We start from the raw sequence: 12,880 nt of genomic DNA on the forward strand, positions 1-12,880 counted from the left end.
AGACGTGCCGTCCACCGGTCAGACGCCCCGTCCGCTGATCGGACGCACCCGCCGGGCGGTGCCCCTCCGGCGCCCGGGGCGCCCCCGTACAGTTGGCACGAGCGGGCTCGGCCGTCCCGCGCGGGGGGATTCGAACGCGGGACCGCGGGACGCAGGGGGTACGGACGTGACGAACGGCGGCGAGGTCCAGCACGGCTATCCGCACCTCGACACGGCGCGCGCGGCCATCACGGCGCTCTACCGGCGGCTCTCGGCCGACGGGATCCGCGCGTACGCCACCAGCGTGGCCCCCGCCGATGTCGCCTTCTCCGATGTGGACGATCTCTATCTGGGCACCCAGCGCGTGGCCCACGCCCTGGTCCAGCAGCTGCGGCTGCCGGACGCGCGCGTGATCGTGAGCTTCCGCGACATGGAGCAGGCGGCGAATGTCGAGCTGACCGCCGGGCCGGAGTACTTCATCGAGCTGAACAACCGGTTCCGTACCCACCGCAGGGACATCGGCGCCGCGCTCGCCCACGAGATCACCCATGTCCTGCTGCACCGCCTCGGTCTCTCCTTCCCCGGCACCCGCGACAACGAGATCCTCACCGACACCGCCACGACCTATCTGGGCGCGGGCTGGCTGCTTCTGGACGCCTACCGCGAGGACCGTGATTCCAGCCAGAAGCTCGGCTATCTCACCCCCGAGGAGTTCGGCTACGTCCTGGCCAAGCGCGCGCTCGTCTTCGACGAGGACCCGCGGATCTGGTTCACCAGCCCACAGGGCTACACGTCGTATACGAAAGGCCGGGCGCAGTCGCTGCGGGACGAGCAGCAGCCGCCGCTGACCACCGCCGGCTGGTCGGGACGGCACCGCTACGCCAAGGACCGCCGCTACGCGCTCGACAACCCGGGCGCCGCGCCGGCCCCCGTCGCGCCGTACGCGCCGTACTCCTTCGAGCACCTGCCGGACGGTCTGCGTGTCTCGTTCCCCTGCCCCACCTGCCTCCAGCGCATCCGGGTGCCGGTCCGCGGCCGGGTACGGGCGCGGTGCGGACTGTGCGCGAGCGTGCTGGACTGCGACACCTGAGCGGACGGGTCCCCCTCCCGTATCCGGGACGACGGTGCGAGCCGGGCGAACGTAGGGTCGAAGCATGACGAATGAGCCGACAGCGGGCACGGGCGTCGCCGAGCTGTTCGCGGCGGTGGGCGGTGGCGCCGACGACTCGGTGGTGCGGCTGCTCCGCGCCGGTGTCTCCGCCGAGTCGACCGACAGGGAAGGCGAAACGATCCTCTACCGCGCGGCGGTCAGCGACGAGCCAGGGCTCGTACGGCTGCTGCTCACGGCGGGCGCCGACCCCCGCCGGGCCAGTGGCCGGGACGGCGGCGATCTGCCGCTGTGCGGGGCGGCCTGCGGCGGGCACACCGAGGTCGTCCGTGCGCTGCTCGCCGCCGGTGCCCCGCCCGACGGCCGCGAGGAGTTCGGCTTCACGGCGGTCGCCTGGGCGGTCGTGCAGGGCTTCGCGGACACGGTCGAAGCGCTGCTGGAGTACGGCGCCGACCCCGATCTGCCGGGCCCCGGCGGCGAGCCGCCACTGGTGCTGGCCGCCCGCCGGGGCTCCGCGCCCGCCGTGCGGGTCCTGCTGCGCTACGGCGCGGGCGCGCCCGACGGCGTGTACGCGCGCACGCGCGACGCGGCGCTCGCCGAGGCGCGGCGCTGGCTCACCCTCGATGTGGAACAGGAGCTGCGGACCGGGCTGCTGAGCGCGTACGGCGACGGTTACGAGACGGTGGTGCGCCGGATCGCGGAGGACGGCTCGGAGACCGTCGTCGTCGAACTGCTGCGGGACGGCGAGCCGGTGGCGGGCCGCGAGCAGCAGACCGGGCACGCGGCCGTCGCGACGATACTCGAAACGGAGCTGGGCATTCCGACGCCGTACGGGGAGCTGGCGGCGCGGGCGCTGCGCTGCGGGGACCCGGGCCGGGACGACTGGACGGAGTCGGTGTCCGCGCTCTGGCAGCGCGGCGACGAGGAGACATTCCAGGCCGCCGCCGCGTGGTGCGCGGGCGACGAGCCGCTGCGGCGGGCCTTCGCCGCCGATGTGCTGGCGCGGCTGGGCGCGGCGGACGGGGAGAGTCCGTTCGCCGCCCGCGCGGTGCCGCTGCTGCGCGAACTGTCCCGGCGGGCCGTGGAGCCGGAGCTGGTCCGCGCGGTCGTGGTGGCGCTCGGCCAGTACGGTGACCCGGCCGCGCTCCCGGAGATCCTGCGCCACACCGGCCACCCGGACTCCGGGGTACGGCGCCGGGCGGCCCTCGCGCTGACCGGGATCGTACCGGGCGACGACGGCGACGCGGTAGGCGCGCTGACGCTGCTGAGCGGGGACGTGGACGCGTCGGTCAGGGACCGCGCGGTCGTGGCGCTGGCGGGCCTGGACGCCGACACGCGCGAGCTGCGCGAGGCGCTGGCGGCCCGGCTGAACGAGCCGGACGCGGGCACGGCCGCCGAGGCGGCCAAGGGGCTGGCGGCCCGCCGCGACCCGCGCGCGGTCGACGCGCTGGCCCGGATCCTCGGCGACGAGGACCCGGAGGGATACGCGCGCAGGACAGCGCTGGAGGCCGTGCGGTACGTACCGCACGGCCCGGAGCGACGGCGCCTGGAGCGGACACTCCCGCGCCGCCGCTGACGAGGTCCGCCGGCATGGACGAGGTCCGTCGGCATGGGCAAGGTCCGTCGGCATGCACGAGATCCGCCGACATGGATGAGATCCGCCGGCGTGGTGGATCAGAGGAGCCGGAGCACCCCGGGCGCCTCTTCCTCGATCAGTTGCACCAGTTCGTCGAAGACGGTCGGGCCGCCACCCGCCCGGACGGCGTCCAACCGCCCTTGGACTGCGGCCCTGTTGTCGGGGTGCGTACGCTCCAGCCGCCGCTGGAGCGCACGCACGGTCTCCTCCTGGCCGAGTGCGCGGCGCGAGAGTTCGTGCCGGCGCCATTCGATGACGAAGTCACCGTCGTCCGGCGTTCCGTACCCGCCGCGCAGACAGTCGGCGAGCGCGTCGAGATTGCTCCCGAAGTATCCGCCCGGTCCGTTCACGGCCGCGCCGATCACCTGCCAGAAGCGTTCGAGGTCGGTGACCTCCGCCCCGTCGATCACATACGTCACCGTCATGGGACGGAGGTTACCTTCCGGTTGCGGTCAACGACCGGTCAGCGGCTGGTCAGCAGCCGTAGTTGACGAGCGAGAACGACGCGTAGTGGTTGGCGGTGTAGTAGTCCTCGTTGGCCCTGTTGCCCGTGACGATGCGGCGCGCGCCGCGGTCCGAGGAGCCGGGCGTCTTGACGGTGTACTCGTGGTAGTAGCCGTTCGACTGGCTCGGCAGGATGCCTTCCCGGTTCTGGAAGACGCCGCCGTCCTGCGGGTACGGGTACGGTCCGCCCCGGTCGATGAGGTCGAGGGTGTCGTGGGCCTGAACCGGCAGCCTGGAGTAGCAGATGCTGCCGACCGCGGTGGGGGCGGCGGTGGCGGTGGCGGTGACCCCGCCGACGAGGAGGGTCGAGGCAAGAGCGGCGATGCCACCGAGGGTGGCGATCCGTGGGGGAATTCGCATGCCCCATGATGACGCGCGTAGACGCGTACACGTCAATGCCAACCAAGGGGAATTTCCGGGAAGTTAACCAACCGGCCCGCCGCCGTAGCGCCCCGTACACCCCGGCACGGCCCTCGGCACGGGATGTACGGAAGCCCGGTACGGCGCGCCGAGCGCCGTACCGGGCTTCCGTTCTTCGTACGTGAACCTCTTCGTACACGGACCCACCGAGTCGTACGTGGACCTACGGAGTCGTACGTGGACCCACCGAGCGACCCGCGCGCTGCCGCGTCAGGCGGCAGTGCGGCGTCCGCCCTCGGCGCCGCGGTCAGGACGGCCGCGGCGTCCGCGGCTGCCGCGCGAGGCGCCGCCGAGACGGGCCGCGCCACCCCCGGCGCCCGAGCCCGCGCCCCCGCCGGTGTTCTTCCTGGCCGGACGCGACGCGCGCGTCTTCGGCTTCGCCTGGACCGGCGGCTGCGGCACCTCGATGGTCACGGCCACCCCGGAGGGCACCCGCGCACCGGTGAGCGTCGCCAGCTCCTCGTCCGTGGACTTGATCCGCGCGGATCGGGGAGCGATCCCCGCGTCCGACATCAGCCGGGTCATCTCGCGCCGCTGCTCGGGCAGTACGAGCGTCACGACACTGCCGGACTCCCCCGCCCTCGCGGTGCGTCCGCCACGGTGCAGATAGTCCTTGTGGTCGACCGGCGGGTCCACGTTCACGACCAGGTCGAGATCGTCGACATGGATGCCGCGGGCCGCGACATTCGTCGCGACGAGGCAGGTGACCAGTCCGTTCTTGAACTGTTCCAGTGTCCGGTTGCGCTGCGGCTGCGAACGGCCGCCGTGCAGCCCCGAGGCCCGTACCCCGCTCGCCAGCAGCCGCTTGACCAGCCGGTCCACCGACCGCTTGGTGTCCAGGAAGAGCAGCACCCGGCCGTCGCGCGCCGCGATCCGCGTGGTGACTTCCTTCTTGTCCGTCTCGTCCAGGACGTAGAGCACATGGTGCTCCATCGTCGTGACCGCGCCCTGCGACGGGTCGACGGAGTGCACGACCGGGTCCGTCAGGTACTGCCGTACGAGCCGGTCGATGTTCTTGTCCAGCGTCGCCGAGAACAGCATCCGCTGCCCGTCCTGCTCGACCTGCTTGAGCAGCGCGGTGACCTGCGGCATGAAGCCCATGTCGGCCATCTGGTCGGCCTCGTCGAGCACGGTGATCGACACCTGGTCGAGCCGGCAGTCGCCGCGCTCGATGAGGTCCTTCAGCCGCCCCGGCGTCGCGACGAGCACCTCGGCGCCGCGCCGCAGCGACCCCGCCTGCTTGCTGATCGAGAGCCCGCCGACGACCGTCGTCAGCTTCAGATTGACGGCGGTGGCGTACGGGGTGAGCGCGTCGGTCACCTGCTGCGCCAGCTCACGCGTGGGTACGAGCACCAGCGCGAGCGGGGCGCGCGGCTCGGCGCGCCGGCCGGCCGTACGGGCGAGCAGCGCCAGCCCGAAGGCGAGCGTCTTCCCGGAGCCGGTACGTCCACGGCCCAGGATGTCGCGGCCCGCGAGGGAGTTGGGGAGAGTGGCGCCCTGGATGGGGAACGGGGTGGTCACACCCTGGGCGGTGAGCGTCTTGAGCAGTCCCGCGGGCATGTCCAGCTCGTCGAACGCCTCGACGGCGGGCAGCGCGGGGGTAAGGGTCTCCGGCAGCGTGAACTCCTGCGGGCGCGCGGCGGGGCGGCGGGCGGCCGGCCTCGCCGAGCCCTTCGCGGGCGCCTTCGCGCGGGAGTTCACCGGGCGCTTGCCGGCGGGGCGGGCAGCGCGAGCCGGGCGTTCGGATCGAGTCATTCGGAAAAAGCCTTCCTGGGCCTGAGAACAGCGCGAGCCGGGACCCGCACCTGCACGGTGCGGGCCCCGGCTGCGAGGTACACGTCCGGAAATTAGGCCGGGACGATGTTCTCCGCCTGCGGGCCCTTCTGGCCCTGCGTGACGTCGAACGAGACCTTCTGGCCCTCCTGGAGCTCACGGAAGCCCTGGGTGGCGATGTTCGAGTAGTGGGCGAAGACGTCGGCGCCGCCGCCGTCCTGCTCAATGAAGCCGAAGCCCTTTTCCGAGTTGAACCACTTCACGGTGCCAGTAGCCATGTCATTCTCCTAAAACAGGTGCAGAGCCGGAAATCCGCACTTTACGAATTCCTCGTCGCCGCATTGAGCCCCATCCGGAGAAGCCGGCAAAAACAATAATGCGCCTGAGGAACATTCCCGTCAGGCGCACATAAAGTTCATGGGTACCAAAACTGCAACGCTGTCAGCCTAGCACGCCCCGGCACCGACGCAACGATCACCCGTGATCCTCGCGGGGCGGACTGTCGTCGGACCCGCGCCGCACGGTGCGCAGCGGCCCGTCCGGCCGCCAGACCTGTACGACCAGCTCGTCACCGTCGAGTCCGGTCCGCACCACCTCGCCGAGATCCACCCGGAAGAGGTGGAACGGAAGCGGAGGTTCGACCTCCGCCGCGAACCGCACGAGCGTCTCCTCGTCCGTGACCTCGACCGCCCGGCCGGCGATTTTGACGTCACCGTCCGCCATCTCGGCGCCCTCCCCGGGATTCGCGTGCAGGGCGAAGCGCGGATCACGCAACAGATCGAGCGCCTTACGTGAATTCGGCATCATGCCGAGCCACAACTCCCCGAATCGGAAGGTGACTTCGAGCCCCGTCACGCGCGGGGAGCCGTCCTTGCGCAGGGTGGCCAGGACATGGTGGGTGTGCGTCTCGAACCGCCGCTGAACGGTCTCGGCGAAGCGCGGCTCCGCCGAGACGAAATCGGCCCAGGTGAATGTCATGCGTCCAGCCAACACGGGATACCGGACATCTTCTGTCGCCTTTTACGTCTTCCGCGTCTCTTACGTCTCTTACGTCTCTTACGTCTCTTACGGCCGGGGGCCGAGGCGGGCGCTCAAGGTCTCGATGTCCGGGACGAACCAGAGCTGTGTGCCGCGGTTGCTCTCGCGAACGAAGTCCCGCAGCGCGGCGCTGTCGGCCGTGTGCCGCTCGATGTCACCGACGACGGCGACGCGCAGCCGGTAGTTGACGAACTTCTGGACGATGTCGCCGGCGACGCGGGTGCGCAGCTCGAAGAAGGCGTCCTCGAACCGGGTGGCCGGGATGACGGCCCAGGCCGCGCCGAGGTGGAACGCGTCACCGATGAGGTCGAGCGCCTCGCGCTCGCCGCGCAGCGGAGCACCGTCGGGAGCGCAGAGAAGAACGGGTACGTCGTGGATGTACTGGAGGGTCTGGGGAGCCTGAGGGGCCTGTGAGTCCTCGGGGGCCTGTGAGTCCTGGGGGACCTGGGGGACCTGGGGGACCTGGGGGACCTGGGGAGTTTCGGCGGATTCGCTCATTTCCGGCTTCCTGTTCATTCCGGTTGCTCGATCAGGGCGTTGACGATCTTGAGCAGCTCGGCGGTGCTGTCCAGGCCGCCCAGGATGATGACCTTCAGCACGGCCCGTTCCTCGTCGTAGACGGTCTCGACGCGCAGGCGTTCCCCGCTGTCCTGGCCGTGTGCGATCGCGGCCATGACCGTGTTCGTCAGACGCATGGTCGCCTCGGGGCCGATCGCGTCGATCCGCACGACGACGGATGCCTCCGCGTGGCGCCGACCGGCGGAGAGCGAGGGAGAGGGCGCCGGGCGGCCGGTGAACGCCTCCAGATCCTCGCGCGCGATCCGGTACTGCTTACCGATGCGGGTCGCCTTCAGCCGGCCGTCCCGTACGTAGCCACGCACCGTTCGCACATGGAGATCGAGCAGCTCCGCCACCTGGTCCACCGAGTAGTACTGCTGCGGCACTGGTTCCAACTCCTTCATCCTTCCCTAAACTACCATTTAATTGCGCTGTTAAGGGAAGTTTAGGGAGCCCTGCCGATCGGACGGCGACGGTGGCCGGTCGGACAGGGACGGTGGCCGGTCGGACCGCGAGCGTGGCCGGTCGGCCGATGCACCGGTACGGGGCGGACGCCTAGCGTCGTTGGCGGATGGATCAGCCACCGCACCCGCAGCCGCAGCCGCAGCCGCAGCCGCAGCCACAGCCACAGCCGAGGGGAACCGCCCGATGGAGCACCACCCACAACTCACCGCCATGGCAACGGAGTTCGAGTCCGACGTCATCGAACTCCTCGTGGAGACGCTCCTCCGGGCGCTCAAACGCGAGTCGCCTCGTGTGGGCACAGAGGACCTGCTCGCCGCTCTGGTCCTCGGCGACTCGGCGGCCGGCGAGGCGATCGCCCCCGGTATGCGGAAGGCCGGTTCCCTGAGCGGACTGGTCCACGGCCGGGCGGGGCGCGGATGGGCACGCGACGACCACGACGACGAGACCTCGGGCGAACCCGCCGACGAGCACGAGGTCGCCGCCGCGTGGCGCGTGGCGCAGTGGCAGACCGCACAGCGCACCCGGAAGACGAGGAAGGCACCGAGGACGCCGAAGACACCGGAGACACCGGAGACGGCGGAGACGGCGGAGACGAAGAAAACGGCGGCCGCGGTCGCCCGCAGCGAGCGGGAATGGCCCGAGCCGACCGGGGCGCTGCGCGCCTGCCTGTTCCTCGCCCTCGGGCTCGCCCGTCTGGAGGGGTCTCCCGGCGTCTACGCCCGGCATGTGGCCCGTGCCCTGCTGGACCTCCCCGACAGCAGGGCACGGGAAGCGTACGCACTGAGCCGGCTGGACCGGGCCGCGGCGTACACCGCGCTGGACGCGCTGGACGCGCGGGACACACCGGTCGCGCCCGCGACCGACCGCCCCCGTACCCCGGCCGTCACCGTCCTGATCCGGGCCGGGCTGCTGGAGGACCGGAGCAACTGGCTGGCGCGCAAGCTGATGGCGTGGACGTCCCAGCACCCCGGCGACGGCACGCCCGTCCTGTTCGCGGTGACCGTCGAGTCCACGCGCCGGGCCATACGGTGCGGACGGAACACGGCCGAGCCGATCGATCTGCTCCTCGCCGTCCTGGCCCTGGACCGGGCGCTGTCCCTCTGCGGACGGTCGCTGCCGAACGAGGCCGCGGCCGCCAACGAGGCCGCGGGTCTGCTGCGCAGGCACGGAGTACGGCCGGACACGCTCGTCCTGTCGGCCCTCGCCACCGTCCCGCTCCCCGTATCCGATCAGGTATCGCTCTCCGACACCGCCGAACGGACCGTGGCCTCGGCGCGGCTCATCGCGTCCGAGCATCACGCCTCCTCGGTCGGAACGGTGCACCTCCTGGCCGCGCTCCTCGATGACGCGGCGGACGACGAGGAGGCACCAGTCCTCCGGCGGCTGCGCGCCCAGGACGTGGACATCGCCGCGCTGAAGGCGGATTTGAGTCCGCGGCTGAGCGCGTGAGGGGGCGGCCCCACGAAGCACCCCGCGCTCCGCTCGACGCTACCGTTGCCGCGCGGAAGTCCGCCGGACAGCGGCCAGGACGAGGGCGAGAGCGGGGATGGACGTGAGGCGGCTGAGACCCGAGCGTGCGCGGCGGGCCTGGTCACGCGCGAAACTCGGGACGGCGCACGCCGCGCGGTCGGTACGGCGCGAGGCGACGGGAGCGTGGGCCGCCGCGCGCCGGGCGCCGCGCCGTACCGTCGTCGCCGAGACACTGGCCATGGTCCTGACGGCGGCCGTCGGACTGATCCCCTTGCTGCTGTTGCACCCCGACCGGCCGCTGGCGTCCGTGCTGGAGGCGCTGTACGCGGCGTGCCTGATGCCGCTGCGGCGATACCGGCCGGTACAAGCGGTGCCGGCGACAGGGCCGTTGCTGGTGGGCCCCAACATCTGGGTGCTGGCGGTGGTGCCGCTGATCGTGCTGTCCGCCACCCGCCGCATCGCGCCACCGCGCCGGGCGTGGCTCGCGGCGGGGACCTCCTGCGCGGTGTGCGTCGTACTGACGATCATCGGGATCCTGAGCGTGGCCGGCCCCTGGGCGGAGGATCTGGCCGGGAACGCCGCCTCCGCCGTTCTCCTCGTCCTGCTCCCCGCGCTCGCCGGGACGCTGCTCGGGCGGCGCCGCCCCCTGGTCAGTCTGCTGCGGGAACGCAACACCTATCTGGAGCAGGCCCGTTCACTGACCGCGACGGCCGCGCGGATGGAGGAACGTGCCCGTATCGCCGGTGAGATGCACGATCTCCTCGGCCACCGGCTCAGCCTGATCTCGGTGCACGCCGGGGCGCTGGAAATGGCCGCCGCGCGTCAGGCCCCGCCGCTGACCGGGCAGGCCGAGCTGCTCCGTACCACCGCGGGTACGGCGATGGAGGAACTCCGCGACATCCTGGGCCTGTTGCGACGCGAGGACGCGACGTCGGAGCCGGAAAGGGATCGAGGGACGCGCGAGGACATCAGCGCGCTGGTGGCGGAGTCCCGGAAGGCGGGTGTCACGGTGGAGCTGGACTGGTCGGTCCCCGACACGGCCGACCCGAGCCCGCGCACGCGCCAGTCGATGCACCGCGTGGTCCGCGAGGGGCTGACGAACGTACTGAAGCACGCGTCCGGCGCGCCCACGCGCGTGGAAGTGCGGAGCAGAACCGGCGGGATCGAGGTCTCGGTCACCAACAAGGCGCCGCGCGAGGGCCGTCACCCACAGCCCGGAAACCGCAGCGGACTGGTGGGTCTGGAGGAGCGGATCGCCCTGCTCGGGGGTTCGCTCACGGCGGGCCCGCTGCGCGGCGGCGGGTTCCGGGTGGTCGCCCTGCTGCCGTCGAGTCCGAACGGAATGCCACCGGCCGCCGTCCCCCCGCCGCCCGCGAGCGAGCCGGGCGCAACCCGGCACGGGACCGCGGGTACGGGAACCCGCCCTCCCCTGTCGACCGAAGTCCTCACCTGGCCACGGGTGTTGGGGGCGGGCTGCGCGGCGGCGTTCGTCGTCCTGCCCACGGCAACTTTCCTGATAATTCTCCTGACAATGGCGGCCCTAAGATGAACAGGTGATCCGAGTCCTCATAGCCGATGACGAGACGTTGATGCGCGCCGGCATCCGGCTGATCCTGGAGAACGCCGAGGACATCGAGGTAGTGGCCGAAGCGGCCGACGGCCGCGAAGCCGTCGCGGCCTGCCGCGACCGGACCATCGACGTGGCGCTGCTCGATATCCAGATGCCGGGCAAGGACGGGATCGCCGCCGCCGAGGAGATCGCGCGCATCTCACCGGCCACGTACGTGGTGATGCTCACGGCCTTCGGCGAGGCGCAGAGTGTGACGCGCTCCCTGCGGGTCGGCGCGAGCGGCTTCCTGCTCAAGGACACCGGCCCCACCGAACTCATCCACTCGGTCCGGCGCGCCGCGAACGGCGAACCGGTACTGGCCCCCCGGATCACCCGGCGGCTGATGGAACAGCACGTACGCTCCACCCGGGACACCCAGGCCGCCCAGCGCCGAACAGAGAAACTGACCGCCGCCGAGCGGGAAGTCCTGCGGCTGGTCGGGACGGGCCTGTCGAACGCGGAGATCGCCGATCAGCTCTACTTGAGCGCCGGCACGGTCAAAGCGCACATCAGCCGGATCCTGACGACCACGGGCTGCGCCAACCGCGTACAGGCGGCGGTCCTGGCCCACGACGCGGAGCTGCTCGCCGACCGCTGAGCCGGCACTCGGGGGGCCGGGCCGGCTACGGGGCCGCCGGCGGGAGCGAGAGATGCGCCCAGACCATCTTCCCGGGCCCGTGCCGCTCACTGACGCCCCAGACATCGGCCAGCGCCTCCACGAGCACGAGCCCCCGCCCGTCACAGGCATCGGGCGCGGGCACCCGTGGCCTCGGCTGCTCGGACGACGCGTCGTGCACCTCGATACGGAGCCCGTCGGGACGCGGCACATAGCGGGTCTCGATCTCGCGCCCGGGAGATACTCGGGCGTGCCGGGCGGCGTTGGTGAGCAGCTCGGAAAGAATCAGCACGGCCGCATCCTCCAGCGCGGAAAGCCCCCATCCGGCAAGCGCTTTACGCAACTCCAGTCGCGCGAGCCCGACGCAACTCGGATGACGACTCCACCGAAGTACGACGGAGCCGTAATAGGGGGAGTTGGGATGGCTGATGTCCGGCCGGCCTTCCATCACCATGGTGAGCACCTCTCCGTTTTGGCCATGCGAAATAGACCCCATGGCGTCTACTGAATTCCCAACGGAATAGCCACACTTCGGCGGTTTGAATGTCGGGAAGGGGTGGTCATTACGATCCCCTATCGGGCACACTGGAGACATATCCGAGCTGTCACCAATTGCCCGCAGTGGACAGCGGGTTGGACGAAAGAAGGTTCGATCCAAGTGGAGCTGAACAACGAATCGGACAAGCTCACACCACGATTGAGGCTGGGTAGGCGGGTGCGTCGCCTACGAGAACGCAGAGGGTTGTCGATCCGTCAGCTCTCCGAACAGGTAGGCGGCTACTCGCACAGCTATCTCGGCAGAGTCGAGCTGGGGGACCAACTACCGTCCGAAGCGCTGGTCCGCTTGCTGGACGAATTCTTCGACACAGACGGCGTACTGGCGGATCTATTGGAGTTGGCACACGACTCGCTGATTCCCGACTACAGCCGGATGTTCATCAGCAAGGAGCCATCTGCGGAGCGAATCCAGGTCTTCACGAGCAGCCTGATTCCCGGGCTTCTTCAAACGGAGGAGTATGCGCGCGAACTGTTTCGCAGGTCGCTCCCCAACGAGTCCGAAGACGGACTGAATGAGCGCATCGCTATCCGTATGCGCAGACAACGGGTGTTTGACCGCGAAGAACCGCTTCCCTACTGGGCAATGATCGACGAAGCCGCCCTGAGGCGCCCAACGGCACCAAAGAGCAACATGGTTGAGCAGCTACGTCATCTCATGAAGATGGCCGCCCGGCCTCGCATCACGATCCAAGTTCTCCCGTTCGCCAAGGGCATGCATCCCATGCTGGGAGGAGGACTCACCCTCATGACCTTGAAAGAGGGCGGGACAATCGCTCTGGTCGAGAGCTTCGACTCCGGCGAAGCAGTAGAGTCGACAAAGAGGGTGGTTGAGCTGACGGAGGGCTTCGATCTGGCTCGCTCGATGGCCCTGACGGATGATGAATCTCTCGACCTGATCCGTAGATACCTGAAAGAGTATGAAGATGAAGACGATTCCTGACGCGTCCGCTCTGCCCGCCTGGCGTAAGTCGAGCTACAGCGACAACGGAGCGGGCGGGTGCGTCGAGGTCTCCGACGGCTACCCCGCGGCCGTCCCTGTCCGCGACAGCAAGGACCCCCACGGCCCCGCCATCCTCATCCCCACCCACCACTGGTCCGCCTTCATCACCGCCATCAAGCAAGACACGCTCCCCGCCTGAACCACCC

The 12,880-nt window shown here is 70.5% G+C and carries 15 protein-coding genes; 7 read left to right on the forward strand and 8 right to left on the reverse strand.

The genetic code is table 11. From position 1 onward, the window contains the following. The first annotated feature begins 166 nt into the window (after nt 1–166). Together ACIRQP_RS01015 and ACIRQP_RS01020 are read left to right on the forward strand one after the other, a co-directional pair. The gene (locus ACIRQP_RS01015; RefSeq protein WP_403881399.1) at nt 167–1,069 is read left to right on the forward strand and encodes a hypothetical protein; all 903 of its coding nucleotides are present in this window, start codon (nt 167–169) and stop codon (nt 1,067–1,069) included. Nucleotides 1,070–1,133: 64 nt separating this feature from the next. After that, nucleotides 1,134–2,663, forward strand: a complete 1,530-nt coding sequence (locus ACIRQP_RS01020) for an ankyrin repeat domain-containing protein (RefSeq protein ID WP_403881402.1) — start codon at nt 1,134–1,136, stop codon at nt 2,661–2,663. Between the two features lie 98 nt (nt 2,664–2,761). Here the strand turns inward: ACIRQP_RS01020 and ACIRQP_RS01025 are convergent, their stop codons facing one another. The 7 genes from ACIRQP_RS01025 to ACIRQP_RS01055 all read right to left on the reverse strand — a co-directional run bounded on the left by ACIRQP_RS01025 (nt 2,762) and on the right by ACIRQP_RS01055 (nt 7,402). Then, the gene (locus ACIRQP_RS01025; protein ID WP_403881404.1) at nt 2,762–3,148 is read right to left on the reverse strand and encodes a barstar family protein; all 387 of its coding nucleotides are present in this window, start codon (nt 3,146–3,148) and stop codon (nt 2,762–2,764) included. A gap of 49 nt (nt 3,149–3,197) precedes the next feature. Further along, the gene (locus ACIRQP_RS01030; protein WP_403881407.1) at nt 3,198–3,587 is read right to left on the reverse strand and encodes a ribonuclease domain-containing protein; all 390 of its coding nucleotides are present in this window, start codon (nt 3,585–3,587) and stop codon (nt 3,198–3,200) included. Between the two features lie 270 nt (nt 3,588–3,857). Next, nucleotides 3,858–5,402, reverse strand: coding sequence for a DEAD/DEAH box helicase (locus tag ACIRQP_RS01035; protein ID WP_403881410.1), 1,545 nt, complete (start codon nt 5,400–5,402; stop codon nt 3,858–3,860). A gap of 92 nt (nt 5,403–5,494) precedes the next feature. Then, nucleotides 5,495–5,698: a cold-shock protein gene (locus tag ACIRQP_RS01040; RefSeq protein WP_015607926.1), complete on the reverse strand. Its 204-nt coding sequence runs from the start codon at nt 5,696–5,698 to the stop codon at nt 5,495–5,497. Nucleotides 5,699–5,894: 196 nt separating this feature from the next. Further along, nucleotides 5,895–6,398 (reverse strand): pyridoxamine 5'-phosphate oxidase family protein, encoded by a 504-nt coding sequence (locus tag ACIRQP_RS01045; protein ID WP_403881413.1) that lies wholly within the window; start codon nt 6,396–6,398, stop codon nt 5,895–5,897. An 87-nt stretch (nt 6,399–6,485) separates the two neighbouring features. Continuing rightward, a complete protein-coding gene (locus tag ACIRQP_RS01050) occupies nt 6,486–6,956 on the reverse strand; it encodes a DUF4180 domain-containing protein (protein ID WP_403881416.1) in 471 nt (156 codons plus the stop codon). A 14-nt stretch (nt 6,957–6,970) separates the two neighbouring features. Next, nucleotides 6,971–7,402, reverse strand: a complete 432-nt coding sequence (locus ACIRQP_RS01055) for a helix-turn-helix domain-containing protein (RefSeq protein ID WP_403882094.1) — start codon at nt 7,400–7,402, stop codon at nt 6,971–6,973. A gap of 262 nt (nt 7,403–7,664) precedes the next feature. Here ACIRQP_RS01055 and ACIRQP_RS01060 point away from each other — a divergent pair, with 262 nt between their 5' ends. The 3 genes from ACIRQP_RS01060 to ACIRQP_RS01070 all read left to right on the forward strand — a co-directional run bounded on the left by ACIRQP_RS01060 (nt 7,665) and on the right by ACIRQP_RS01070 (nt 11,158). Next, nucleotides 7,665–8,930 (forward strand): hypothetical protein, encoded by a 1,266-nt coding sequence (locus ACIRQP_RS01060; protein ID WP_403881419.1) that lies wholly within the window; start codon nt 7,665–7,667, stop codon nt 8,928–8,930. A gap of 103 nt (nt 8,931–9,033) precedes the next feature. Continuing rightward, on the forward strand, nt 9,034–10,500 hold the full coding sequence (locus tag ACIRQP_RS01065) for a sensor histidine kinase (RefSeq protein ID WP_403881421.1): 1,467 nt from the start codon (nt 9,034–9,036) through the stop codon (nt 10,498–10,500). Nucleotides 10,501–10,504: 4 nt separating this feature from the next. After that, complete coding sequence (locus ACIRQP_RS01070) at nt 10,505–11,158, forward strand: response regulator (RefSeq protein ID WP_403881424.1); 654 nt, start codon at nt 10,505–10,507, stop codon at nt 11,156–11,158. A gap of 25 nt (nt 11,159–11,183) precedes the next feature. On the opposite strand, the gene ACIRQP_RS01075 is transcribed toward ACIRQP_RS01070, so the two are convergent. Then, on the reverse strand, nt 11,184–11,771 hold the full coding sequence (locus tag ACIRQP_RS01075; RefSeq protein WP_403881427.1) for an ATP-binding protein: 588 nt from the start codon (nt 11,769–11,771) through the stop codon (nt 11,184–11,186). A 63-nt stretch (nt 11,772–11,834) separates the two neighbouring features. Here ACIRQP_RS01075 and ACIRQP_RS01080 point away from each other — a divergent pair, with 63 nt between their 5' ends. Then, nucleotides 11,835–12,674, forward strand: coding sequence for a DUF5753 domain-containing protein (locus ACIRQP_RS01080; protein WP_403881430.1), 840 nt, complete (start codon nt 11,835–11,837; stop codon nt 12,672–12,674). Beyond that, nucleotides 12,658–12,873, forward strand: coding sequence for a DUF397 domain-containing protein (locus tag ACIRQP_RS01085; RefSeq protein ID WP_403881432.1), 216 nt, complete (start codon nt 12,658–12,660; stop codon nt 12,871–12,873). The genes ACIRQP_RS01080 and ACIRQP_RS01085 overlap by 17 nt, the downstream gene beginning before the upstream one ends. Nucleotides 12,874–12,880: the final 7 nt, after the last annotated feature.

Source organism: Streptomyces sp. NPDC102274 (assembly GCF_044766385.1).
GTDB lineage: Bacteria > Actinomycetota > Actinomycetes > Streptomycetales > Streptomycetaceae > Streptomyces.

Bases quoted from the DNA above. Each gene is read 5' to 3' on its own strand.
- ACIRQP_RS01020 (WP_403881402.1), top strand. From the start codon at position 1,134: ATGACGAATGAGCCGACAGCGGGCACGGGCGTCGCCGAGCTGTTCGCG.
- ACIRQP_RS01045 (WP_403881413.1), bottom strand. From the start codon at position 6,398: ATGACATTCACCTGGGCCGATTTCGTCTCGGCGGAGCCGCGCTTCGCC.
- ACIRQP_RS01035 (WP_403881410.1), bottom strand. From the start codon at position 5,402: ATGACTCGATCCGAACGCCCGGCTCGCGCTGCCCGCCCCGCCGGCAAG.
- ACIRQP_RS01040 (WP_015607926.1), bottom strand. From the start codon at position 5,698: ATGGCTACTGGCACCGTGAAGTGGTTCAACTCGGAAAAGGGCTTCGGC.
- ACIRQP_RS01025 (WP_403881404.1), bottom strand. From the start codon at position 3,148: ATGACGGTGACGTATGTGATCGACGGGGCGGAGGTCACCGACCTCGAA.
- ACIRQP_RS01050 (WP_403881416.1), bottom strand. From the start codon at position 6,956: ATGAGCGAATCCGCCGAAACTCCCCAGGTCCCCCAGGTCCCCCAGGTC.
- ACIRQP_RS01030 (WP_403881407.1), bottom strand. From the start codon at position 3,587: ATGCGAATTCCCCCACGGATCGCCACCCTCGGTGGCATCGCCGCTCTT.
- ACIRQP_RS01085 (WP_403881432.1), top strand. From the start codon at position 12,658: ATGAAGACGATTCCTGACGCGTCCGCTCTGCCCGCCTGGCGTAAGTCG.
- ACIRQP_RS01075 (WP_403881427.1), bottom strand. From the start codon at position 11,771: ATGTCTCCAGTGTGCCCGATAGGGGATCGTAATGACCACCCCTTCCCG.
- ACIRQP_RS01060 (WP_403881419.1), top strand. From the start codon at position 7,665: ATGGAGCACCACCCACAACTCACCGCCATGGCAACGGAGTTCGAGTCC.